Below are 21822 nucleotides of genomic sequence, written 5' to 3'. Positions count from 1 at the left end.
CCGCTGCTCCGAACGGATGACGCCACGGGACCCCTGGCCAGAGGTCTTGGGGGCGCCGCGGTGGCGTCAGCCGGCAGCGCCGTAGAGCTCCAGGGCCAGCGCGACGGCCGCGTGCGTGGCGGGGTGCGGGTCGTGCCGGCGCCAGATGAGCCGCACGGGCACCGGGGCGGCGTCGCGCAGCGGGCGGTACACGATGCCGTCGCGGCGGTACTGCGCGGAGGTGGACTCCGGTGTGACGCCGACGCGGCGCCCGGTGGCGATCGCGGCGAGCCAGTCGTCGATGTCGTGGGTGTACTCGACGGCCGGCCTTCCGCCCTCCGGCCACAACTGCGGGCTGGTCGTGCCGGTGCGCCGGTCGACGACCAGTGTGCGGCCGGCGATCTCGGCCAGCCGGACGCTGCGGCGCCGCGCCCAGGGGTCGTCCGCGGCGAGGGCCACGCAGCGGGGTTCGTGGCCGGCCAGGGCGTGCGACCAGCGGTCCAGGTCGACCGGGGCGCGGACGACCGCGAGGTCGCACAGACCCTCGGCGAGCCCCGCGGTGGGGGTGTTGTGCCGGATCAGCTGGAGTTCGACGTCCGGGTGCCGGTCGCGCCAGACGCGCTGGAACTCCGTGGTGCGGCGGCCGAAGGCGGACCAGGCGTGGCCGACGCGCAGGCGGGTGTGACCGGTGGCGGCCTCCCTGACCAGCTCGTCGGCGCCGGCCAGCAGGACCCGGGCGCGGGCGAGGACCTGCACGCCCGCGGTGGTGGGCGCGACCGTACGGCTGGTGCGGTGCAGCAGCCGCGTGCCGAGCACGCGCTCCAGGGCCAGCAGGTTCCGGGACACCGCCGCCTGGGAGATCCCGAGGTCGATGGCGGCGTCCGTGAAGCTTCCCGCGTCGACGATCGCGACCAGGCAGCGCAGGTGCCGCAGCTCGAGCCCGGCGGCTCCGCCACGATGCTCGTCCATGCGTCCAGCGTATCGATGGTGCGGCACATGCATTTCGCGTAGGGCCGCCCGGGGCGGGACAGTGGCCCGCATGACGACGGAGACCTCCGGCGACCTCGCGGCGGACGCGGCCGGAACGGCGCGGGCCGGGACGCCCGGCCGGCGTGCGGGACGCCTCGGCGGGGTGGCGCTGATGCTGGGCAGCGGGCTGTCCAACCAGGTCGGTGCGTCCGTCGCCGCCCTGGCGTTCCCGGTGATCGGGCCGTTGGGCGTGGTGGCGGTCCGCCAGTGGGTGGCCGCGGCGGTGCTGTACGGGGCGGGACGGCCCCGGATGCGGTCCTTCACCGCCGCGCAGTGGCGGCCGGTCCTGGCCCTGGCGGTGGTCTTCGCGGCGATGAACCTCTCCCTCTACACCGCCGTCGACCGCATCGGCCTGGGCCTCGCCGTCACGCTGGAGTTCCTGGGGCCGCTGTCCGTGGCCCTGATCGGCTCCCGCCGCCGCACCGACGTGCTCTGCGCGCTGGCCGTCGCCGCGGCGGTGGTCGTCCTGACCCGCCCCGAACCCTCCACCGACTACCCGGGCATCGGCCTCGCGCTGGTCGCCGCGGCGTGCTGGGCCTGCTACATCGCCCTCAACCGCGTCGTCGGCGGACGCCTCCCGGGACTGCAGGGCCCGGCCGCGGCCGCCGCCGTCTCCGGCGCGGCGTACGTGCCCGCCGGCGCGCTGGCTCTGTGGTGGCATCCCCCCACCCCCAGCGCCCTGGTCTGCGCCGTGACCGCCGGGATCCTCTCCTCCGCCGTACCGTTCCTGTCCGACCTGCTGACGCTCCGCCGGGTGCCGCCGCACTTCTTCGGCGTCTTCATGAGCGTGAACCCGGTCTTCGCCGCGCTCGTCGGCCTGGTCGTCCTCGACCAGCACCTCGACGCGGCCGCGTGGGCGGCCACGTTCGTGATCGTCGCCGCGAACGCGGTCGCGGTCGGAACGGTCGCGCGCAGGGGCTCGCCTGCCGCTGCGTCGGGCGGCGAGACTGTCCCGCATGGGTGAACCGTCCGACGACCGGGCATGCAGGGAGTTCTTGAACGGGATCCGCGTGGGTGACCTCTGCGGCGGGACGGCGGCGGAGGTCACGCGCCGCGGGGTGACGGTGACCCTGGACGGTTTTCCCGCGCGTCCGCTGGGGACGGTGGGCCCGCTGGACCTGTCCTGGATCCGGACTCCGGTGATCGAGCCCGGGCAGCGGATCACCGCTCGGGTGACGTCCGTCGACGTGGACGGGGCAGAGGTCCGCCTGTCGACGGCGGCCACCCTGCACCCCGAGTTGTGGTCGTTCCTCGCGTCACTGCGCCCGGGCGCGTGGATGACCGGCACGATCGCGTCGATCGAGCGGTTCGGGGTGTTCGTGGCGCTCGACGAGGGGCCGGACCACCCGGTCTTCCCCGGCGTGGGGTTCATCACCCATCCCGAGCTCTCCTGGCGCCACTTCGAGGACCCCATGGAGGTCGTCCGGGTCGGGGAGCGCGTCACCTGTGAGTTCATCCACTTCGACACGACGCGCGGCGAGGCGCGGCTGTCCCTGCGGGCGACCGGGCCGGACCCCTTCGCGGAGTTCGCCGAACGGACGGGCGTGGGTCGGACGTTGCGCGGGCGGGTCACCAAGCTGGTCCCGTTCGGCGCCTTCGTCGAGGTCGCTGACGGGGTCGGGGGCCTGGTGCACCTCCGGGAGCTCGCCGACCCGCCGGTGGACGCGCCGGAGGACGCCGTCAGGACCGGCGAACGGATCACCGTCGTCGTGACCGGTGTCGACCGTGCGGGGCGCAGGCTCTCGCTCTCCCGGCGGCGGGTTCCCGCGGTGCGTCAATCCGACGGATGACGGAGCCGGCCGGGCCGTCCGGTCGTAGCCGGCGACCCGGCGGAGGGTGGTTCCGCGTCGTCTTGCCCCGGGGGTGTTTCCCGCGGTGGGCGGGGTGGGCAGCCAGGGACTGTGCGTGCGTACCCCGGGGTTCGTTGACACGTGGAGATGAGGGACCAATGCCTCCTGAGATAGTCGGTCGTCGAGGCTCGCTGGCAGGGGAGAGGTTCGGGATCGGCGACAAGCCCGTCACGTTCGGGCGCAAGGCCGGGAACACGGTGGTGATCGCCAGCGTCAGCGTCTCCCGCCTGCACGCGGAGGTGCGCCGCGAGGGGCACGGCTTCGTGCTCTACGACCGGGGGAGCAGCAACGGGACGCGGGTCAACGGGGAGCACGTGACCTCGCACGTGCTGCAGCCCGGCGACGAGATCGTCATCGGGGACGAGACCTTCGGCTTCGAGGCCGCCGACGCGATGGAGACCATCCTCGACCTCTCGCTGCTGGAGGCGCTGATGCCGCCGGCGGAGCCGGAGGAGCCCGGGCCGGTGCTGAAGGTGACCGTGGCGGGCGGCGGTCCGGTGGGGCTGGCGTTCGCCCTCCTGCTGGAGAACCTGATGGGCCGGCGGGTCTCCCTCACCGTCTACGACGGCCGCTGGACCCAGGAGGGGGACCGCGTCGTCTGGAAGGACGAGGGCCAGGGCAACGTCCGCCGGCAGCAGGTCGTGACGGTGCAGAGCCGGCAGTACCTCAACCTCCCCCAGGAGGTGCAGGACCGGCTCTTCGCGGAGGGCACGTACACCGAGATGTGGCCCGCGGGCCCGGACTCGATCCGCGGTTTCAACCCGCGCAACATACGCATCGCCTACGTCGAGGACACGCTGCTGGACCTGGCGAACGCCAAGCGCGACCGCATCCGCCTGGTCCCCGCCCGGTTCGACGCGGCCGAGCAGCAGGAGACGGTCGCCGGGGACCACGTGCTGGCGATCTGCGAGGGCGGCCGGTCGCGTACGCGCGAGCACTTCGCCGCACGGTTCGGGACCGCCGACACCTCCATCTACTCGCTCGACGGCGAGCACCTCCAGGACGTGGTGCTGGGCCTGCGCGTGCGGTCCAAACTCCCCGACCCCACGACCGTGCTGCTGACCGTCGCGCAGAACCGGTTCCTCCTCAACTCCCTGCGCGGCGAGGGCTTCCTGAACATGCGGTTGACCGACGCCGAGGCGCGGGAGGTCGTCGGGATCGACCCCGTGCGGCAGGTCTTCGAGCAGTGCATCGCCTCCCGCCCCTGCGTGATGAGCCGCGACGGCCACGGGGACTTCCACTGCTCCACCCACAGCACGTTCTTCCTGCCCGCCCTGATCAGGGGGTCGGCGCTCTGGCAGCGCGTCAAGGAGGGGCTGACGCTCTTCGACGTCGACGAGGAGGACCTGAGCGCGATCACCGCCTTCCGGCTGGACATGGTGCAGCGCCCCCGCTTCACGGCCCGCCTGCACCCGGCGACCGCGGCCGGCCCGGGGACGTACGGGTTCCTGCTCGGGGACGCCGCAAACGCCATCCACTTCTGGCCCGGCCGGGGCCTGAACAGCGGTCTCGCCTCGGCGATCTCGCTCGCCCGCACGCTCAGCGGCACCTGGCGCGGCAGGGCGCTGCGCGACGCGGACTTCGTACGCCACGAAGCGGCGATGTCGATGCTGCAGTACCGGCACAAGAGCCGCGCCTGGAACGCGATGATCACCACCGACGAGAACGGCGTGGGCCAGGCGATCAAGGACAAGATCGCGCGGAGCATCGAGGAGTCCGCCGCGGGCGAGCCGGACCGGGAGGCGGACGTCGACGCGCTGATGGAGCAGCTCCGCGCCATCCGGGAACGGCTGGCCCCGCGCATCCCCGGGATGCCCGACGACGCCGTCCTGCGGGAGCGGTTGGAGGGGCTCGGGAGCGAGACGCTGCGCGCCCTGCGGGACAGCGGCCCGTGGGACACCGTCACCGTCGGCGGCGAGGAGGTCGACATCGACATCTTCTACCGGGACGCGGGGAACGCGGGGGCGGCCTCGCGCCCGTCGCCGGTGGCCGGCTGAGCGGCCCCCGTCAGAAGTCGACCGGGCCGGGTGGTGCGGCGCCCGGCTCGTCGAGGACGGCGCCGATCAGCCCGGGGAAGCGGCTCTCCAGGTCCTCGCGGCGCAGGCTGACCAGTCGCTGCCGGCCGTGCGGGTCGTTGCGGATGACCCCGGCCTCGCGGAGCGTCTTGAGGTGGTGGGAGAGGGTGGACTTGGGGATCTCGCCCTTGACGGGCTGGCAGGCCGAACCCTCCAGGGGCCGGTCGGCCAGGCGGCGCACGAGGTCCAGCCGCGAGGGGTCGCTCAGCGCGAAGAGCACGTCGGTCAGCACCAGGTCCACGGTGTCGGGGTGCGGCAGCTCCCGCGGGGCTCCAGTCATGGTTCGATAATAGTTGAACAATCGCCGGGTGTGCGCTTACCCTCGCATGGTTCGATATTTTTGGAACCATTCGGAGTACCGCCATGCCCACCCAGCGCCCCGCGCGGCGGATGCCACGTCCGGCCGGCTTCTGGTCGCTCGCCGCGACCCTGCTCGCCTTCCTGGCCGCATCCAGCGCGCCGTCCCCGCTCTACGTGGTCTACCAGCACCAATGGGGCTTCTCGTCGACCGTGCTCACCATGGTCTTCGCGGTCTACGTGCTCGCGCTGCTGGTGGCGCTGCTGACCGTCGGAGGACTCTCCGACCACGTCGGCCGGCGCCCGGTGCTCCTCGCGGCGCTGGTCGTGGAGGCGGCGGCCATGGTCGTCTTCCTCGCCGCGGACGGCGTCGGCGCGCTGTTCCTGGCCCGCATCCTCCAGGGCGTGGCGACGGGCGCGGCGGCCGGCGCCATCAGCGCCGGGCTCATCGACCTGCAGCCGTCGCCCACCTCGCCCCTCGGCTCCCTGCTGAACACCGCGGCCCCGGCCACCGGACTCGCCGCCGGCGCGCTCGGCGCGGGCCTGCTGGTGCAGTACGCACCGGCCCCCACCCACCTGGTCTTCGCCGTGCTGGCCGCGGTGTTCGTGGTGCTGGCGGCGCTCGTGCTGTTCCTGCCCGATCCCGTCTCGCCGCGCCCGGGGGCCTGGGCCTCGCTGCGGCCCAGGGCGGCGGTGCCCGCGCAGGCCCGCCGGACCTTCCTGGCGGCGACCCCCTGCCTCGTCGCCACCTGGGCGATGGGCGGGCTGTACCTCGCCCTCGGCCCCTCCCTGACCGCCGGGGTGCTGCACCTCGGCAGCCACCTGGTCGGCGGCCTGGTCGTGACCACCCTCTTCGGGGTGGCGGCCGTCGCCTCGCTGGTCGTCCGGGACGTCACGCCGCGGCGGATGATGGCCGGCGGCTCGGCGGTGCTCGCCGTGGGCACCGGGCTCACCCTGCTGGCGCTCGCCGGACTCTCGACGGCACTGTTCTTCGCCGGGACCGGGATCGCCGGCTTCGGCTTCGGGGCCGCCTTCCTCGGCGCCTTCCGCTCCCTGGCGGCACTGGCCCGGCCCACGGAGCGGGCGGAACTGTTCGCGTCCGTCTACGTCGTGAGCTACCTCGCCCTGAGCGTCCCCGCCGTGCTGGCCGGGCTCGCCGTGCCCTCCTTCGGCCTGCACGACACGGCGACGGTGTACGGCGCCGCTGTGGTCGTGCTCGCCCTGCTGGCGGCCGTCTCGGGGGCCGTCGTGCGCAGGCCCGCGGTCGTGGCGCCGTCCGCGCCCGAGCCCGTGTCCGGCGCCGGCCGGCCCGCCGTGGCGGCCGCGGCCGGCCAGGCACCGCCGAGACACAGCTGACGGCGGTACGACGAGCGGGCGTCTCAGTGCTCCGAGGCGCCCGTGAGCCGCTGGTACAGCTCCCAGGTCGAGCGTTCCACCCAGTTGTGCCGCAGCCTGCCGTCCTCGCGCACCGCCCAGACGGCCGTACCGGAGAAGGAGACCGGCCGTCCGTCGGGCTCGGTGCCCAGGAGGCCGTTGTTCCTGCCGTGCACGATCCAGCGCGACGCCACCCGGCTCCCGTCCTCGTTCTGGAAGGTCTCGACGACCTCGATCCGCAGGTCGTCGACCTGGCCCAGGAAGGCGGTGAACCACGCCTTGAAGTCCTCCCGGCCCTCGACCGAACCGCCGGGCTGGGTGAGGACGAAGTCCTCGGTCACGAAGTCGTCGATCCGGTCGGCGTCGTGGCCGTTCCAGACCTCCTCCCGGAACGCCTCGACGATCTCCACGGAACTCCTGTGCGCCACGGGTCCCACCTCTCCTCCTCCCGGCCGCGGCCGGGAGAGCCGCTCGGGTCTACAGGCGGACCGGCAGCTCCGTCCTCCCGTTGAAGACGAAGGTCGGCAGGGGCCTCAGCTCCTCCAGCGGCACCGCGGGGCGCAGGCCCGGGAAGCGCTCGAACAGGGCGGGGAGGGCGGCTGCGGCCTCCAGTCGTCCGAGGGGTTCGCCGACGCAGCGGTGCACGCCGTGGCCGAAGGCGAGGTGGTCCTTGTCGCGCCGGTGGACGTCGTAGGCGTCCGCGTCCTCCGGGTGCCTGCGCGGGTCGCGGCCGCCGGCGCCGAAGCCCATGACGATCGCCTCGCCGCGGCGGATCAGCACTCCCTCGCCGAGGTCGATGTCCTCCACGGCGTACCGCAGCGGCATGTGCTGCACCGGGGAGTCGGCACGCAGGGTCTCCTCGACGACCGCCGGCCACGGCACGGCGCCGGTGAGGACGTCCCTCAGCTGCTCCGGGTGGCGCAACAGGCCGATGACCGCGTTGGTGATGAGGTCCGTGGCCGAGGGGAGGCCTCCGGCGACGGTGACGGCGAGGGCCAGGAGCCGTTCCTCGTCGGACATGTCCGGGGCCTGGGCCAGGGTCGTCGCCATGTCGTCGCCGGGCGTGCGCGTCTTCTCGGCGAGCAGCGCGGCCCAGAAGGCCATGGCCTCGTCCGTCGCGGCGGCCGCGGCCACGGGATCGGGAGGCGGCTCCAGCAGGGCGCCCATCGCCCGTACGGCCCGTTCCCAGCGGTCCTCGGGTACGCCGAACAGGTCGCACAGCGTCTCGCTCGCGACGACCCGGGCGTACCGGGCGCGGATGTCGACGGTGTCCCCGGACCCGGGCGTCCCGAGCGCGTCCAGGTAGCCGGCCGTCCTGTGCCGCAGGTTCGCCCCCAGCACGGCCGTCCGTCCGGGGGTGAACGCGCGCTCCATGACGGCGCGCAGCCTGCGGTGGTCGGAACCGTAGGCGTTGAGCACGGTCGGTGAGGCGAGGAAGGGCGCCAGCGGCCAGTCCTCGGGCACGTCGCCGAGTGCGGGCCAGTGCTGCCGGGCGTCGCGGGACACCCGGTGGTCGGCGGTCAGCCGCCGCAGCACGTCGTGCCGGGTCACCGACCAGGCGGCGACGCCCCCGGGCAGTTCGACGGGGGTGGCCGGGCCCGCCGCCAGCAGGCGTGCGGTGTCCTCGTGCAGACGGTGGCCGGCCGGGTCGAGCCGGAACCGCTCGGGGGGCTTGTGCATGGGGAGTCCTTCCTCCGGCATGGCGCCGTCGCCGCCCGGGAGCCCGCCGGAGTGCCGGCGGCGGCCGGCGTGGGCGGCCCGAAGGCCGTTCACGCCGCGTCCCCGCACGGGGCCCGTGCGCACGCCTCCACCTTTCCGGTGTTCGCCGTGTTCCGCGCGGCGTGCCGTGCGGCCCGCCGGGCTCCGGCGGGGCGGACCGGGGCTTGCGCTGCCCAGGGTGGATCGCGCAGCAAGGTGCGGCAAATCGATGGACCGCATCCCGTGATGCGAGGCGTCGATGGCACGGGGCGGGCGACGCCGTCAGCGGCCGCCCGGTGCGAAGGCGCCGCCGTCGGCGAACACCAGACGGGCGAAGTTCTCGCCGATGCGCCGGTGACCGGCGGGGTCGGGGTGGACCTCGTCGGGCAGCGGCAGTTCGGCGTAGTCGGCCGTGCCGTACAGCTCGCGGCCGTCGAGGTGGTGCAGATGGGGGTCGTCGGCCGCCCGGAGGGCGACGATCCGGGCCAGCTCGTCGCGGATGACGTTGAGGGTCAGGCGTCCCGCGGCGCGTTCCGCCGGGTCGCCGGTGGCCCGGAACCGCAGCCTGCCGCCGTCGAAGTCCGGCGCCAGCGGGCCCGGGGTGTCCTCCTGGACCGGACAGAGGATGGGGGAGACGACCAGCAGCGGCGCCGTCGGGTGCCCCTCGCGGACGATGTCGAGGAAGCCGTGGACCGCCGGGGTGAAGGCCCGCAGGCGCATCGCGTCGGTGTTGACGATGTTGATGCCGATCTTGAGGCTGATCAGGTCGGCCGGGGTGTCGCGGATCGCCCGGGCGGTGAACGGATCCAGCAGCGCGCTGCCGCTGAAACCGAGGTTGACCAGGTCCACGCCGCCCGCGGCGGCGGCCAGGGCGGGCCATACGGCCGACGGGTGCGCGGCGTTGGAGCCGTGGCTGATGGAACTGCCGTGGTGCAGCCAGACCTTGCGGTCCTGCGGTGCCGGCGGCTCGACGGGTGCGTCGGTGCGCAGGGCGATCAGCTCGGTGATCTCGTTGTGGGGCAGCCAGATCTCGATGTCCTTGTCGCCCGGGGGAAGTTCGCCGAACCGGGCGGTGCCGTGCGGTCCCTCGTGCAGCTCGGACGTCTGGCTGACCATGTCGGTGACCTCGCGGACGTTGCCGCCGGCCACGGTGGCCTGGGCGGCGAGACGGCCGTCGGCCAGCAGGTCGTACACGCCGTCCGGCGGTGGCGGGAAGCCCCGGTAGGCGCGCTTGGTGGGCAGCGTGTCCAGTTCGACGGTGGTGGCCCGGGTGCGGAAGGCCAGCCGGACGCCGGAGGGCTGCGCCTCCGCGGTGGCCAGTTGCTCGTCCGGGATCTGCCGGCGCGCCGCGGCGGGCAGGCGGTGCGGGAGCAGCCCGTGGCGGGTGCGCTCCACGTCGAGGGCGCCGCGCAGCAGCTCCTCGGTGACGGGAGTGGTGATCAGGTTTGTGTGCGTGTTCATGGTCCGATACCTGTTCGTGCGGGTGGTTCCGGGGACGGGGCGCGCCGTCAGGACGCCGCCGGCCGCTCGCGCAGCAGGGCGTCGAGCGAGTCCAGCGCCCACGCCCACGACTCCTCGGCGGCGACCGGCGTGTGGTCGAAGCCCCCTGCCAGTTCGAGGCTGACGTAGCCGTGGAAGACGCTGCCGAGGAGACGGACGGCGTGCGTCTGGTCCGGCTCGGGCAGGTCGTAGCCGCGCAGGATGGCCCGCGTCATCTGGGCGTGGCGGACGCCGGCGCTCGCGGCCGCCGTCTCCGGGTCGAGCCTCAGCTGGGCGGCCGCGTAGCGGCCCGGGTGCTCGCGGGCGTAGGCGCGGTACACGTTCGCGAAGGCCACCAGCGCGTCCTTGCCCGCGCGTCCGGCCAGGGCCTCGGCGGCCCGGTCGGCGAGTTCCTCCAGGGCCAGCAGGGCGATCCGGGTCTTCAGGTCCTGCGAGTTCCTGACGTGCGAGTACAGACTGGCGACCTTGACGCCGAAGCGTTCGGCGAGCGCCGAGACGGTGACCTGGGCGAAGCCGACCTCGTCGGCGAGTTCCGCCCCGGCCCTGGTCAGGCGTTCGGCGGTGAGTCCTACGCGTGGCACGGCGGGCCTCCCTTCTTCCGTAGGGAATTATGCACATACCTAAAGCCATTAGGCAAACGCCTAGTGGTCAAAATCGTTGACGCGGGGCGCAGCCTGACGAACGGCTCACCCAGAGTGCGCGTCGCGTGACCACGTGTAACGGTCTTCTTGTGCGTTTCGGGGCCGCGGCCCCGAGGCCGACCGCCCCTAGCGCGGCTCCCGTTGCACGGGCCCTGACCTCGTACCCACCCCCACGCACGAACCACAAGCACGCACCACGTTCTGCTGAAACGCGAAGGGTCACGACGCGACCGTCGCCGTGTCGTGCCGCAGTGCCGTGCGCCGCGCCGGGAACCGGCCGGGGCGGCACATCTGACCCTTCGGCCAACCGGAAGGAATGGGTTGTGAAGGTTCGTATGGGCTTGAGCCGGGGAAGGACGCTCGTCGCCGTCGCGCTGGCCACGATCGTCACCTCGGCCCTGACGGGGTCGGGGTTCGCCGTCGCGGACGGCCACTCCGGGGACTCCATAAACTCCGACCACTGGGGTGTCATCACCCGGAACACCATCGGCTCTCCTGTCGCCGTCCTCCGGGACGGCCCGTTCGGCTCGTTCGGCGTCACGGGCGCGCCCTCCAGGCCGCCCTACGGCAACGGCAGCCTCGGCATCGAGGTGGCCGACGACTCCACCTCGCTCGCTCCTCCGAGCGAGAAGGTCGACTTCGGCAACGAGCTCGACTTCTACGGCAGCCGCGTACGGGACCTGACCAGGCTCGGGTTCCACGTCTTCCAGACCGGAGAGAACGTCGGCTACGGCGGCACCCGCAACTTGCCGAACATCAGGATCGAGATCAACCCGCGGCTCACCGCCGGCGACACCTACTCCACGATGGTGTGGGTCCCGCCCGCCGTCGCCCCGGTGAATCAGTGGAGCGCGTTCCTCGACGCCACCACCGTGTCCGGTGAGTGGTTCCTCTCGGGCAACGAACTCGCCCCCCTGTGCACCCAGTCCAGCCCGTGCAACCTCACGACGCTGCGGAACGCCCTTCCGCAGGCGACCGTCTACAGCATCGCCGTCGGCAAGGGCCGCGACTACAACTGGGTCGGCGCGGTCGACGGCCTGCGGGTCAACCGCTACGTCTACGACTTCGAGGCCGACGGCGTACGGGCCCGCCGCGTCGGCTGAGGGCTGCGATCGTACGTCGGCCGGAAGCCCGGGCCGCCACCGGGGCATGTCGACCGGTGGCGGCCCCGGAAGGGCGGGCCGCCGCGGGCGGACGTAGATTGTCGAAAAGGGCGTGGGCTGGCGCGTCGGCCCCGACACCCTCTGAACGGAGTTCGGTGGTGAGCGTGGAGTACACCAGGGACCACTTCGTCGAGATGCTGCGCAAGGCGGGCTTCGCCGAGGTCGCCGACGAGGCCGAACGGGTGCTGCCCGACCCGGTCGAGGACCGCAGGATCGCGGCGTTCCTCGCGCCGCACGGCATCACCCTCAACGAACTCGTCAGCCGGATGGGCGGCACGCTCTAGCCTGGCCGCATGTTCAACCGGCTAGGGATGAGGGTGTTGCCGCCGGACCGGCGGTACGGCGCCCGGCTGCAATTGCTGGTGGACGGTGACGACCTCGTCCACGACCTGCTCGGACCCGGCGGACGCGGCCCGTTGGCGGCGTGGGCGCTGCCGCCGGACCGCCCCGGCCCACTAGCCGCGACCATGGAGGGCCGCCGTGTCGAGTGCGGCGAACCCGCGTGCACCGGCGGTTGTTGCGGCCCTCTCTCGGTCCATGTGCGTCGCAGCGGCGGCGTCGTGGAGTGGGCCGACTGGCAGGGGCCGTTCACCCGGCCGCCGCCGGAACTCCACTTCGACGCGCGGCAGTACGACACCGAACTGGCCCGGGCCCGCGCGGACCGCTGGTGGGAGCGGACCGCGCGGACCCCGGCCGGTCAGTGACCGCGGCCCAGGGTGGACTCGCGGACGACCAGGTCGAAGCCGGGCCGCACCCGGCGCGGCGGGGCGTCCGGCGCCCCGGTCAGGCGCTGCACGAGGCAGTCGACGGCCTGGCGGGCGATCGCCTTCTTGTCGGGGGAGATCGTGGTCAGGGTGATGGCGCAGAAGCGCCCCTCCTCGATGTCGTCGAAGCCGACCAGCGCCACGTCCTCCGGTACGCGCAGGCCCCGGGAGGTCAGCACCCGCAGGGCGCCGATGGCCTGGAGGTCGTTGTAGGCGAAGACCGCGTCCGGCAGGGCCCCGCGGTCCAGCAGGTCGGCCATCGCCTGGGCGCCGTCGGCCCGCCCGTACCCGGAGGCCGTGGCGACCAGGTCGTCGCCGTGCGGCAGCCCGGAGGCGGCCAGTTCCTCGCGCCAGCCGCGCAGTCTCAGGTGCGCGGGCTGCCGGGCGACCTCGCTGCGGGCGCCGATGAAGGCGATCCGCCGCCGTCCGGTTCCCGCCAGGTGCCGCACCGCGCTGCGCGCGGCGGCCACGTTGTCGATCACGATGTGGTCGTACGGGGCGTCGTACTCGCGCTCCCCGAGGAGCACCAGGGGCGAGTCGTCGGTGCGGGCCAGCAGGTCCGGCGTCTCCAGCTCGATCGGCGAGAGGATCAGCCCGTCGATCACATGGGTGCGGAAACCCTGCGTCACCAGGATCTCCTTGCGCCGTTCGCCGGCGGTGTGGTCGAGCAGCACCGTGAAGTCGTGGCGTGCGGCGGCGTCGATGACGGCGCCGGCCAGCTCGGCGAAGTACGGGTTGCCGAGTTCCGGCAGTGCCAGCGCGATGATGCCGGTGCGGCCCTTGCGCAGGTGCCGGGCGGTGAGGTTGGGCCGGTAGCCCAGTTCGTCGATCGCCTGCTGGACCCGCGCGCGCATCGCGGGTGTGACGTGCGGGTGGCCGTTCACGACGTTCGAGACGGTCTTGATGGACACTCCCGCGCGCTGCGCGACGTCCTTGAGGCTGACGCCCACGGCGCTCCCTTCCGGATTGGGCCGGTGCCGGAGGGCCGCGCGCGGCCCACCGGCACCGGCACGGTCATGTGGTGTGCGGTCCCCGCGCGAGGTACCGCTGGGCCACGACCACCACGATAAGGAAGCCGCCGCTGACCACCGATTGGTACGAGGAATTGAGGGAGCCGATCTGGTTGATGAGGTTCTGGATCACCGCCAGCACCAGGACGCCCCACAGGGTGCCGCTGACCGAGCCCGCACCGCCGACCAGCAGCGTGCCGCCGATGACGACCGCGGCGATGGCGTCCAGTTCCATGCCGACGCCGATGATGGTCACGCCCGAGGAGAGCCGGGCCGCGTTCAGGGCGCCCGCGAAGCCGGCGAGCAGCCCGCTGACCGCGTAGACCAGCACCCGGGTCCTGGCCACCGGCAGCCCCATCAGCGTGGCCGCGTCCGGGCTGCCGCCCACGGCGAACAGCGACTGCCCGAACGACGTGCGCTGGAGCACCAGCCCGCCGGCGGCGAACAGCACGAGCGCGATCAGGACCGGGTGGCCGAACCCGAGGACCGTGCCCTGCCCGAGCCCGGCGAAGGCCGAACCGTGCGGCACCAGATAGGTGTCGGCACCCTCGTCGGTCAGGGCCAGCACCAGTCCCCGGGCGGCCAGCAGCCCCGCGAGGGTGACGATGAACGGGGCCATCCCGGCCCGCGCGATGAGCAGGCCGTGCACGGTGCCGAGCAGTCCGCACACCGCGAGCGGCAGCAGCAGCGCCGGCAGCGTCCCGTACTGCGCGGCCCAGGCCGCGAGGACACCGCCCAGCGCGAAGACCGAGCCGACCGACAGGTCGATCCCGCCGGTGATGACGACGAACGTCATGCCGAGCGCCACGATCGCCAGGAACGAGGCCTGCACGGTGACGTTCCGCGCGTTGTCGAGGGTTCCGAAGGACGGGAAGACGAAGGAGGAGACCAGCACGAGCATCAGCAGGACGGCGAACACGCCCTGCCGCTGCACCAGTACGGCCAGCCGCCGCCGGTCCCCGGCGCGTGCCGCCGCCACCGCGGGCGGCTCCGGTGTGGCCCCGGCGGAGCGGGGCGTGGTGAGTGACTTCATCGGGATCGGCGCTCCCGGGCGACGTAGACGGCGACGAGGATGATGACGGCCTGGGCCAGCTGCGCGGTGGAGTCGGGGAGGTCGTGCTTGACCAGGGTGGCCCGCAGCAACTGCATCAGCAGCGCCCCGCAGACCGTCCCCAGGACGCGCACCGACCCGCCGGTGAGCGGGGTCCCGCCCACCACCACCGCGGTGATCGCGGACAGCTCCATCAGGGTGCCCAGGGTGGACGGGTCACTGGCCGTCAGACGGGCGGTGGCCAGCACCCCGGCCAGGGCGGCCAGCACCCCGCACACCACGTAGACGCCGACCAGCACCCGCTTCACCGGCAGGCCCGCCAGCCCGGCCGCGGCGCGGTTGCCGCCGATCGCCACCAACCGGCGTCCGAAGGTGGTGCGGTGCACGACCACGGCGACCAGCAGGGCGAGGACCCCGGCGATCAGGACGACCACCGGGACGCCCAGGACGTCGTCGGTGCCCAGCCCCAGCAGGCCCGGGTTGGCGATCTGCTTGAGCTGCCCGTCGGCGAGGACCAGGGCGAGGCCCCGGCCGCCCACGAACAGCGCGAGGGTGGCCACGATGGGCTGCAGCCCCACCACCGCCACCAGGGTGCCGTTGACGGCGCCCACCACCACCCCGGCGACCAGCGCCGTCAGCAGCGCGGGCAGCAGCCCGTAGCCCAGGTACAGCGGCAGCAGGGCCGCGGCGAGGGCCATGACCGACCCCACCGACAGGTCCACCCCCTCGGTGCCGATCACCAGCGCCATGCCCAGCGCCACGATCACCACGGGGGCCACCTGCACGAGCTGGGTGCGCAGGTTGGCCGCGGTCAGGAAGTGGTCGGTGAAGACGGCGTTGAACAGGACCAGCACGGCCACCGCCGCGTACACCCCGTACGCCTGGAACCAGGCGGGGGCGGGGAGCCGGACGGGGCCGCGCCGCACGGCCGGGGAGAGCTCAGCCATCGTGCCGCACCTCCTCGCCGTCCGCGTCGCCCTCCGGCGTGGGCGCGTGGGCCGCGAGGACCTCCAGCAGTTCCCCCTCGCCGACCCGTTCGCCCGTCAGCTCGCCGGCCACCGCGCCACCGCGCAGCACCACCAGGCGGTCGGCGCCCTCGACGAGTTCCTCGATGTCCGAGGAGATCAGCAGCACCGCGAGTCCCTCCTGGGCCAGTTCGTCCACCAGCGCCTGCACCTCCGCCTTGGCGCCGACGTCGATGCCGCGGGTCGGCTCGTCGAGGAGCAGCACCTTCGGCTCCAGGCACAGCCAGCGGGCCAGCAGCACCTTCTGCTGGTTGCCGCCGGAGAGCTCGCCGACCTTCTGCTCGGGCCCCGAGGCCTTGATCCGCAGGCGTTTCATGAAGACGTCGACGACGCGGTCCTGGCGGGCCCGCGAGACGACGCCGCCCCGCGACAGCCGCGGCATGGCGGCCAGCACGATGTTCTCCCGCACCGACAGGCCCGGGACGATGCCCTCCGCCTTGCGGTCCTCGGGCAGCAGGCTGACGCCGGCGCGGATCGCGGCGGCGGGGGAGGGGCGGCCCAGCCGCCGCCCCGCGACCGTCACCGACCCCGAGTCCAGCGGCAGCGCCCCGGCCAGGGCCCTGGCGGTCTCGCTGCGCCCGGAGCCCAGCAGCCCCGCCAGCCCCAGCACCTCTCCGGGGCGCAGCTCCAGGGAGACGCCGTCCAGGACGTGACGCCTGCTCAGCCCGGAGGCGGTGAGCACCGCCTCGCGGTCGGGGTGGTGGTCCTCGCCGAAACCGGTCCGCCCGTGCCGGCGCACCTCGGAGACCTCGCGGCCCAGCATCATGGCGACCAGCTGCATCCGGTCCAGCTCCGCGAGGTCGCCGGTGTGCACCAGGCGCCCGTCGCGCAGCACCGTGACCCGGTCGCAGATCCGGTACAGCTCCTCCAGCCGGTGGCTGACGTACAGGACGGAGATGCCCCGGTCGTGGAGGTCGCCGATGACCCGGAAGAGTGTCTCGACCTCGCGCGGCTCCAGCGCGGAGGTCGGCTCGTCCATCACCACGACCTTGGCGCGGACCGACACCGCGCGGGCCAGCGCCACCATCTGCCGGGTGCCCACGCCGAGGCTGCCGAGCGGGTGGCGGACGTCGGCGGTGACACCGAAGCCCGCCAGCAGTGCCGCCGCCTCCCGGTGCATCCGCGGGAAGTCGATCAGGCCGAGACGGTTCTTGGGCTCGCGTCCCAGGAAGATGTTCCGCGCCGCGCTCATCAGCGGGACGAGGTTGACCTCCTGGTAGATCGTGGTGACACCGGCGTGCTGGGCGTCGGACGGCCGCGCGAAGGCGACGGCGGCGCCGTCGAGGCGTACCTCGCCGGCGTCCGGGCGGTGCACACCGGTGAGGACCTTGATGAGGGTGGACTTGCCGGCGCCGTTCTCCCCGACGAGGGCGTGGATCTCGCCCCGGCGCAGGGTGAAGGAGACGTCGTCGAGCGCCACCACGCCGGGGAAGCGCTTGCCGATGCCGACGGCCTCCAGCACCGCGGGCGCGGTGGGGCCGTCGTCCGGACCGGGCGGCGGTGCGGCGGATGCCGCGTCGGGGGGTGCCATGGCGGGCCTTCCGTGGGGTCGCGGTGTCGGGGAGCGGGTGGCCGGGAGCCGGTGGGCCGGTGGGCCGGGGGCCTTGAGGCGCGGGCCTGCCGCCCGGCCGGGGAGGAGGACCGGGCGGCAGGCGCGGGGGCTCAGTAGGCCCCGGACAGCGAGTCCTCGGCGTTGGACGCGTCGTACTCGCGGTCGGAGATGATCACGTCCTCGGGGATGGCCTCGCCGGCGAAGAACTTCTGCGCGGTGGCGAAGGCGAGCGGCCCGAAGCGCGGGTTGGACTCGATGACGCCGTTGTACTGGCCGTTCGCCAGGGCCTGCACGGCGTTGCGCGTGCCGTCGATCGACACGATCTTGACGTCCTTGCCGGGCTTCTTCCCGGCCGCCTTGAGCGCGGTGACCGCGCCGAGGCCCATCTCGTCGTTCTCCGCGTAGACCGCGGTGATCCCGGGGTTCGCCTGGATCAGCTGCTCCATCACCTGCTGGCCCTTGTCGCGGGCGAACTCGCCGGTCTGCTGGGCGACGATCTCCAGGCCGGGGGCCTGCGCCTTGAGTTGGTCGACGAAACCCCTGGTGCGGTCGGTGGTGACGTTGTTGCCTGAGGCCCCGAGCAGGATCGCGACCTTGCCCTTGCCGCCGGTGACCTCGATCATCCGGTCCGCGGCGCGCTTGCCCTGCTCGACGAAGTCCGAGCCGAGGAAGGCCACGTAGTCCTTGCACGCGGTGGCGTTGATCTTGCGGTCGATGGTGATGACGGGCACGTGCTTGGCCGCCGCCGCGCGCAGCGCGGGCTCCAGGCCGTCGGAGTTGAGCGGCGCGACGATCAGCAACTGGGCGCCCTGGGCGAGCATGTCCTGGATGTCGCTGATCTGCTTGGGCAGTTGCGACTGCGCGTTGGTCGTGAGCAGCTTCTTGACCCCGAGCTTCGCCGCCTCCTCCTTGATCGACTGGGTCTCGGCGATGCGGAAGGGGTTCGCCTCCTTCTCCGACTGCGAGAAGCCGACGACGGCGTCCTTGAGGTCGATCTTGCTCGCCCCGTACGTCTGCAGGGTGCAGCCGCTGCCGGCGGCGTCGGTCGCCGCGGTCGGGGACTGCACGACCTGGGCGCCCTCGGAGGAGGAGGCGGAGGCGCTACCGGAACCCTCCTCCTTGGCGCAGGAGGTGGCGGTCAGGGCGGCCGCGGCGGTGAGGCACACGACGGCAAGGAAGCGGGTGGAACGGGAGGTGCTCATGGACGTTCAACTCCTCGAAGAGCGGTGTGCGACCTGATCGGGGGAGGTGCGGTGGCGCCGCCGCCCCGGGGGGACGGCCCGGGAGGCGGCCCGCCCCGTGCCGGGGCGGGCCGTCGGTGCTCTGTCAGCGCTTCGCCGGGACGGCGGGTTCGTCCGCCGCCAGCGACGCCACCTCGGCGGCGCTCAGCGCGCGGTCGTAGGCGTGTACGTCGGAGATCGCGCCGCTCCAGTGGTCGACGGGGTTGCCGCCGTACTTGCCGCGGCCGATCACCAGGTGGCCCGAGGGGCCTTCGGCGTTGCAGCCGCGGACCGAGCCGGCCTCGCCGCCGTCCACGTAGATCCGCAGCCGCCCCTCGCGGTGGCTGTAGCTGCCCACCAGGTGGTACCAGCGCCCGGCCTCCGGCTCGCCGATGGTGCCGGCCAGGGCCCGGCTCCCGGCGAAGCTGAAGGCGAACCGCCGGTCGGCCTGCGAGTACTGCAGGTAGAAGGCGCTGTTGGTGTCGCCGTCGACGGACACCGCGGTGCTGAAGTGCCCCTTGTCGTCCAGCCGGACCCAGGCGGCCACCGAGTAGTCGTGGGTGTCGGTGTCCAGGACGGCGGCGCCGGTGTCGACGGAGCCGGTGCGTCCGTCGAACTGCAGGGCGGCGCCGTTCGGGCCGGTCGTCCAGCTCGTGCCGCCGCTCAGGGTGCCGTCGTGGTCCCCGGCGACGTCCTCGGCCACGGTGCCGGAGCCCTCGTGCAGCGGCCACCAGCCGACGCCCTTCGGTCCGGGCGTGCCGGGCGGCACGTCGGCCCCGCCCGCCGCTGCTCCGGCCGCGATGACCTGGCGGTTGACCTCCCGTACCTGTTCCGGGATCACCTTGACCACGTCGCGGTCGTAGGTGAGCAGGCCGTTGAGCTCGCCCTCGACGTCGGTGATCTGGGTGTAGACCGAGCCCGACAGGCCGCAGGCCGCCGGACGCAGCAGCTTGCGCGTGTTCTCCACGTAGGCCGCGGTCAGTTCCTCCCTGCTGTGGGCCGCGTCCCCGTAGTCCTGGCCGCCCGCGGTGCCCAGGATGTGACCGGGGACGAGGTAGGAGTAGCCGCCGTGCTCGCCGTCGACGGCGGCGCGGGTGTCGTCGGGGGCCGGACTGGCCGGGCCGTGGTAGTCGTGGAAGTCGATCAGGTCGCCGCGGCCTGAATCTCCCTTGGAGGCACAGCAGTTGACGCCGGAGTGGGCGTCCACCAGGCGTGCGGGGTCCTGCTCCCGCACGGCGTCGGCTAGTTCACCGGTGGCCTGCTTGCTCCACTCGCCCCAGCCCTCGTTCATCAGCGTCCACACCAGGACGGACGGGGTGCTGATGTGCTGGTCGACGATCTGGTGGACCTGGTCGACGAACGTCTGCGTCTCCGGGGTGCCGGCGGCCGCCGTACCGCGGCTCGGCATGTCCTGCCACACCATCAGGCCCAGCCTGTCCGCCCAGTAGTACCAGCGGGCGGGCTCGACCTTGATGTGCTTGCGGACCGCGTTGAAGCCGAGCTTCTTGTGCTGCACGAGGTCGTACTTGAGGGCCTCGTCGGTCGGCGCGGTGTAGAGGCCGTCGGGCCAGAAGCCCTGGTCGAGGGTGGCGAGCACGAACACCGGCTTGCCGTTGAGCTTGATCCGCTCGGTGCCGCCGGCCGGTGACACCTCGATCGACCGCATCCCGAAGTAGGAGCCGACGCGGTCCTTGCCGCCGCGGCCGTCGGTGAGGGTGACCTCGAGGTCGTAGAGGTACGGGTCGTCCGGGCTCCACAGGCGGGCGCGGGGTACGGGCAGCCGCAGCGCGGTGCCGGCGGCACCGGTGACCGCGCCGGCCTTGCGCCCGTCACGGGAGTACGCGGTGGCGGTGACCCTCGCGCCCGGTGAGGTGCCCGCGCCCGGCCGTACGGTGACGGAGAGCGAGGAGTCCGCGACGTCCGGGGTCAGCACCAGGGAGTCGACCGACGCCTGGGGGACCGGCTCCATCCAGACGGTCTGCCAGATGCCCGAACTCGGCGTGTACCAGATGCCGCTGGGGTCGCGGGACTGCTTGCCGAGGGCGTAGCGGTCGTCGGTCGTGTCGCGGACCTTCACCAGCAGGGTCTGCGGGCCGCGCCCGGCCAGGGCGTCGGTGACGTCGGCGCTGAACGCCTGGTAGCCGCCGGTGTGGTGGGCCACCTCGAGGCCGTTGACGTACACCCAGGCCTCGTAGTCCACGGCGCCGAAGTTGAGCTTCAGCCGGTTTCCGGAACGGACCCGCCAGTCGTCGGGGACGGTGAAGGTGCGCTGGTAGAGCGACCAGTCGTGGTGCCGGGCGACGCCCGACAGACCCGACTCCATCGGGTACGGGACGACGATGCTGCCGCTCAGCCTGCCCTTCGGGAGGGCGGTGTCCTGCGCGGTCGGCTGGAACTGCCAGGTCCCGTTGAGGTTCTTCCACTTCTCGCGGGTCAGCTGCGGCCGCGGGTAGTCCGGCAGCGGGTGGGACGGGGAGACGTCCTCGGCCCATCTGGTCCGGAAGTACCAGGTCGAGTCGTTGCGCGCGACGACCGAGAAGGGGCCGAGGTCGCCGCCGGCGGTGGTGATGCCGCCCCGGCCGTCGTAGCTGATCCGTACGTCGGCGTGGAGCGAGACCGGGGAGTCGGCCTCGGCCGGCTTCAGGACCAGCCGGGAGGGGTGCTTCGGGTCGCGGGAGACGGTGGCCGACCAGCGCGTGCCGCCGGACAGCAGGGCCAGGTGGGAGGCCGCGCCCTCGGGGAGGGCGGTGACGGGGGAGTCCAGCTCGACGGTGGCGGTGCGGCCGGTCGTGGCCACCGACGCCTCGGCGTCCGCCGGGGCGAAGCCGGCCGGCAGGTGCAGTGCGGAGTCCGGTACGGGGCGGCGGTCGAAGCCCGGCCCGGACCACTCGGTGTGCAGGTAGGCACCGCCGTTGCCCTGGTTGTAGTCATAGGCCAGCTCGTGCAGGCCGGCGGTCAGGGTGATCGGCTGCGAGGTGGTCTGGACGTCCCAGTCGGTGGTCCAGTGGTCGATCACGCTCGCGCCGTCCAGGGACATGCGGAAGCCGTTGTCGCCCTTGATGTAGAAGGTGTACGTGCCGTCGGCGGGCACCTCCAGGCGGCCAGTCCAGCGCACCGCGACGTTGTCGGTGGTGCCGGCGTAGGTGCGCAGGGTGGGCAGCAGGTCGTCGACGTGGAGCGAGGTGTCGATCCGGGTGCCGGTGTACCGGGCGAAGTCCAGGGCGGTGCCGCTGGACATCCGGTAGTAGTCGCCGCGCAGTCCCGCGTCGGCGGGGGCGGCGGTGCGGCCGGCGGGGACGTCGGCCGTGGCCGAGGGTCTGGCGGACGCCGTGACCGGCGTCAGCAGGGCCGCCCCGAGGAGGATCGCCACCAGGGCGGTGAAGCGAGCAAAGCGGTTGGTACGTCGTCGGCCAGGACTCATGGTGCACCTTCCGTGGGAGTCTTCGACGCCTTGACGGGAAAGTTGCGGGTCAGGAGTGTGCGGTGCCTGGAACCAAGAGCGCTGCGCGCCGGGAACATGGTCTTACAACGTTGGAAATTGTCGGCGCGGAGAGCATGAAAGCAGGGCCCCGCCGCCGTGTCCAGACCTCGCGT

At 73.2% G+C, this 21822-nt stretch carries 19 protein-coding genes; 7 read left to right on the top strand and 12 right to left on the bottom strand.

Annotated features, from left to right (window positions below):
- Positions 1-66 precede the first annotated feature (66 nt).
- Entirely contained in the window at positions 67-948 is an 882-nt protein-coding gene (locus ABZ479_RS27185; protein WP_500463986.1) for a LysR family transcriptional regulator, read from the bottom strand.
- Positions 949-1120: 172 nt separating this feature from the next.
- Between ABZ479_RS27185 and ABZ479_RS27180 the strand changes: the two genes are divergently transcribed.
- From ABZ479_RS27180 to ABZ479_RS27170, 3 genes are all read left to right on the top strand, one after another.
- Positions 1121-1972 carry an EamA family transporter gene (locus ABZ479_RS27180; protein WP_500464043.1) on the top strand — a complete coding sequence of 284 codons (852 nt, stop codon included), beginning with the start codon at positions 1121-1123 and terminating at the stop codon, positions 1970-1972.
- Between the two features lie 31 nt (positions 1973-2003).
- Positions 2004-2798 (top strand): S1 RNA-binding domain-containing protein, encoded by a 795-nt coding sequence (locus tag ABZ479_RS27175; RefSeq protein ID WP_500463985.1) that lies wholly within the window; start codon positions 2004-2006, stop codon positions 2796-2798.
- 158 nt (positions 2799-2956) lie between these two features.
- A complete protein-coding gene (locus ABZ479_RS27170) occupies positions 2957-4855 on the top strand; it encodes an FHA domain-containing protein (protein ID WP_500463984.1) in 1899 nt (632 codons plus the stop codon).
- A gap of 10 nt (positions 4856-4865) precedes the next feature.
- Here the strand turns inward: ABZ479_RS27170 and ABZ479_RS27165 are convergent, their stop codons facing one another.
- On the bottom strand, positions 4866-5213 hold the full coding sequence (locus tag ABZ479_RS27165) for an ArsR/SmtB family transcription factor (protein ID WP_500463983.1): 348 nt from the start codon (positions 5211-5213) through the stop codon (positions 4866-4868).
- An 83-nt stretch (positions 5214-5296) separates the two neighbouring features.
- Between ABZ479_RS27165 and ABZ479_RS27160 the strand changes: the two genes are divergently transcribed.
- Positions 5297-6586 (top strand): MFS transporter, encoded by a 1290-nt coding sequence (locus ABZ479_RS27160; RefSeq protein WP_500463982.1) that lies wholly within the window; start codon positions 5297-5299, stop codon positions 6584-6586.
- Between the two features lie 23 nt (positions 6587-6609).
- Here the strand turns inward: ABZ479_RS27160 and ABZ479_RS27155 are convergent, their stop codons facing one another.
- The 4 genes from ABZ479_RS27155 to ABZ479_RS27140 all read right to left on the bottom strand — a co-directional run bounded on the left by ABZ479_RS27155 (position 6610) and on the right by ABZ479_RS27140 (position 10383).
- Entirely contained in the window at positions 6610-7032 is a 423-nt protein-coding gene (locus ABZ479_RS27155; protein ID WP_500463981.1) for an ester cyclase, read from the bottom strand.
- 49 nt (positions 7033-7081) lie between these two features.
- The gene (locus ABZ479_RS27150; protein ID WP_500463980.1) at positions 7082-8284 is read right to left on the bottom strand and encodes a cytochrome P450; all 1203 of its coding nucleotides are present in this window, start codon (positions 8282-8284) and stop codon (positions 7082-7084) included.
- Between the two features lie 300 nt (positions 8285-8584).
- Positions 8585-9763 (bottom strand): GDSL-type esterase/lipase family protein, encoded by a 1179-nt coding sequence (locus ABZ479_RS27145; RefSeq protein ID WP_500463979.1) that lies wholly within the window; start codon positions 9761-9763, stop codon positions 8585-8587.
- A 47-nt stretch (positions 9764-9810) separates the two neighbouring features.
- Complete coding sequence (locus ABZ479_RS27140) at positions 9811-10383, bottom strand: TetR/AcrR family transcriptional regulator (protein WP_500463978.1); 573 nt, start codon at positions 10381-10383, stop codon at positions 9811-9813.
- Positions 10384-10784: 401 nt separating this feature from the next.
- Between ABZ479_RS27140 and ABZ479_RS27135 the strand changes: the two genes are divergently transcribed.
- From ABZ479_RS27135 to ABZ479_RS27125, 3 genes are all read left to right on the top strand, one after another.
- Positions 10785-11546, top strand: a complete 762-nt coding sequence (locus ABZ479_RS27135) for a hypothetical protein (RefSeq protein WP_500463977.1) — start codon at positions 10785-10787, stop codon at positions 11544-11546.
- Positions 11547-11710: 164 nt separating this feature from the next.
- Entirely contained in the window at positions 11711-11890 is a 180-nt protein-coding gene (locus ABZ479_RS27130) for a hypothetical protein (protein WP_499601024.1), read from the top strand.
- A gap of 9 nt (positions 11891-11899) precedes the next feature.
- Positions 11900-12310 (top strand): hypothetical protein, encoded by a 411-nt coding sequence (locus ABZ479_RS27125; RefSeq protein ID WP_500463976.1) that lies wholly within the window; start codon positions 11900-11902, stop codon positions 12308-12310.
- Here ABZ479_RS27125 and ABZ479_RS27120 read toward each other — a convergent pair.
- The 6 genes from ABZ479_RS27120 to ABZ479_RS27095 all read right to left on the bottom strand — a co-directional run bounded on the left by ABZ479_RS27120 (position 12304) and on the right by ABZ479_RS27095 (position 21649).
- Positions 12304-13320 carry a LacI family DNA-binding transcriptional regulator gene (locus tag ABZ479_RS27120; protein WP_500463975.1) on the bottom strand — a complete coding sequence of 339 codons (1017 nt, stop codon included), beginning with the start codon at positions 13318-13320 and terminating at the stop codon, positions 12304-12306. The genes ABZ479_RS27125 and ABZ479_RS27120 overlap by 7 nt on opposite strands.
- A 64-nt stretch (positions 13321-13384) precedes the next feature.
- Positions 13385-14413, bottom strand: a complete 1029-nt coding sequence (locus ABZ479_RS27115) for an ABC transporter permease (protein ID WP_499601027.1) — start codon at positions 14411-14413, stop codon at positions 13385-13387.
- Complete coding sequence (locus ABZ479_RS27110; protein ID WP_500463974.1) at positions 14410-15378, bottom strand: ABC transporter permease; 969 nt, start codon at positions 15376-15378, stop codon at positions 14410-14412. Before ABZ479_RS27110 ends, ABZ479_RS27115 begins: the two co-directional genes overlap by 4 nt.
- On the bottom strand, positions 15371-16987 hold the full coding sequence (locus ABZ479_RS27105) for a sugar ABC transporter ATP-binding protein (protein WP_500463973.1): 1617 nt from the start codon (positions 16985-16987) through the stop codon (positions 15371-15373). Before ABZ479_RS27105 ends, ABZ479_RS27110 begins: the two co-directional genes overlap by 8 nt.
- A 131-nt stretch (positions 16988-17118) precedes the next feature.
- A complete protein-coding gene (locus ABZ479_RS27100; RefSeq protein WP_500463972.1) occupies positions 17119-18210 on the bottom strand; it encodes an ABC transporter substrate-binding protein in 1092 nt (363 codons plus the stop codon).
- Between the two features lie 124 nt (positions 18211-18334).
- The gene (locus ABZ479_RS27095) at positions 18335-21649 is read right to left on the bottom strand and encodes a LamG-like jellyroll fold domain-containing protein (RefSeq protein ID WP_500463971.1); all 3315 of its coding nucleotides are present in this window, start codon (positions 21647-21649) and stop codon (positions 18335-18337) included.
- Positions 21650-21822: the final 173 nt, after the last annotated feature.

This window comes from Streptomyces sp. NPDC005722, from assembly GCF_040630935.1.
GTDB lineage: Bacteria > Actinomycetota > Actinomycetes > Streptomycetales > Streptomycetaceae > Actinacidiphila.
This window is presented reverse-complemented; position numbering and strand designations above follow the sequence as displayed.

Coding starts and splice junctions, on each gene's coding strand:
- ABZ479_RS27125 (WP_500463976.1), top strand. CDS start 11,900: ATGTTCAACCGGCTAGGGATGAGGGTGTTGCCGCCGGACCGGCGGTAC.
- ABZ479_RS27185 (WP_500463986.1), bottom strand. CDS start 948: ATGGACGAGCATCGTGGCGGAGCCGCCGGGCTCGAGCTGCGGCACCTG.
- ABZ479_RS27170 (WP_500463984.1), top strand. CDS start 2,957: ATGCCTCCTGAGATAGTCGGTCGTCGAGGCTCGCTGGCAGGGGAGAGG.
- ABZ479_RS27105 (WP_500463973.1), bottom strand. CDS start 16,987: ATGGCACCCCCCGACGCGGCATCCGCCGCACCGCCGCCCGGTCCGGAC.
- ABZ479_RS27095 (WP_500463971.1), bottom strand. CDS start 21,649: ATGAGTCCTGGCCGACGACGTACCAACCGCTTTGCTCGCTTCACCGCC.
- ABZ479_RS27180 (WP_500464043.1), top strand. CDS start 1,121: ATGCTGGGCAGCGGGCTGTCCAACCAGGTCGGTGCGTCCGTCGCCGCC.
- ABZ479_RS27160 (WP_500463982.1), top strand. CDS start 5,297: ATGCCCACCCAGCGCCCCGCGCGGCGGATGCCACGTCCGGCCGGCTTC.
- ABZ479_RS27115 (WP_499601027.1), bottom strand. CDS start 14,413: ATGAAGTCACTCACCACGCCCCGCTCCGCCGGGGCCACACCGGAGCCG.
- ABZ479_RS27145 (WP_500463979.1), bottom strand. CDS start 9,763: ATGAACACGCACACAAACCTGATCACCACTCCCGTCACCGAGGAGCTG.
- ABZ479_RS27150 (WP_500463980.1), bottom strand. CDS start 8,284: ATGCACAAGCCCCCCGAGCGGTTCCGGCTCGACCCGGCCGGCCACCGT.
- ABZ479_RS27110 (WP_500463974.1), bottom strand. CDS start 15,378: ATGGCTGAGCTCTCCCCGGCCGTGCGGCGCGGCCCCGTCCGGCTCCCC.
- ABZ479_RS27100 (WP_500463972.1), bottom strand. CDS start 18,210: ATGAGCACCTCCCGTTCCACCCGCTTCCTTGCCGTCGTGTGCCTCACC.
- ABZ479_RS27165 (WP_500463983.1), bottom strand. CDS start 5,213: ATGACTGGAGCCCCGCGGGAGCTGCCGCACCCCGACACCGTGGACCTG.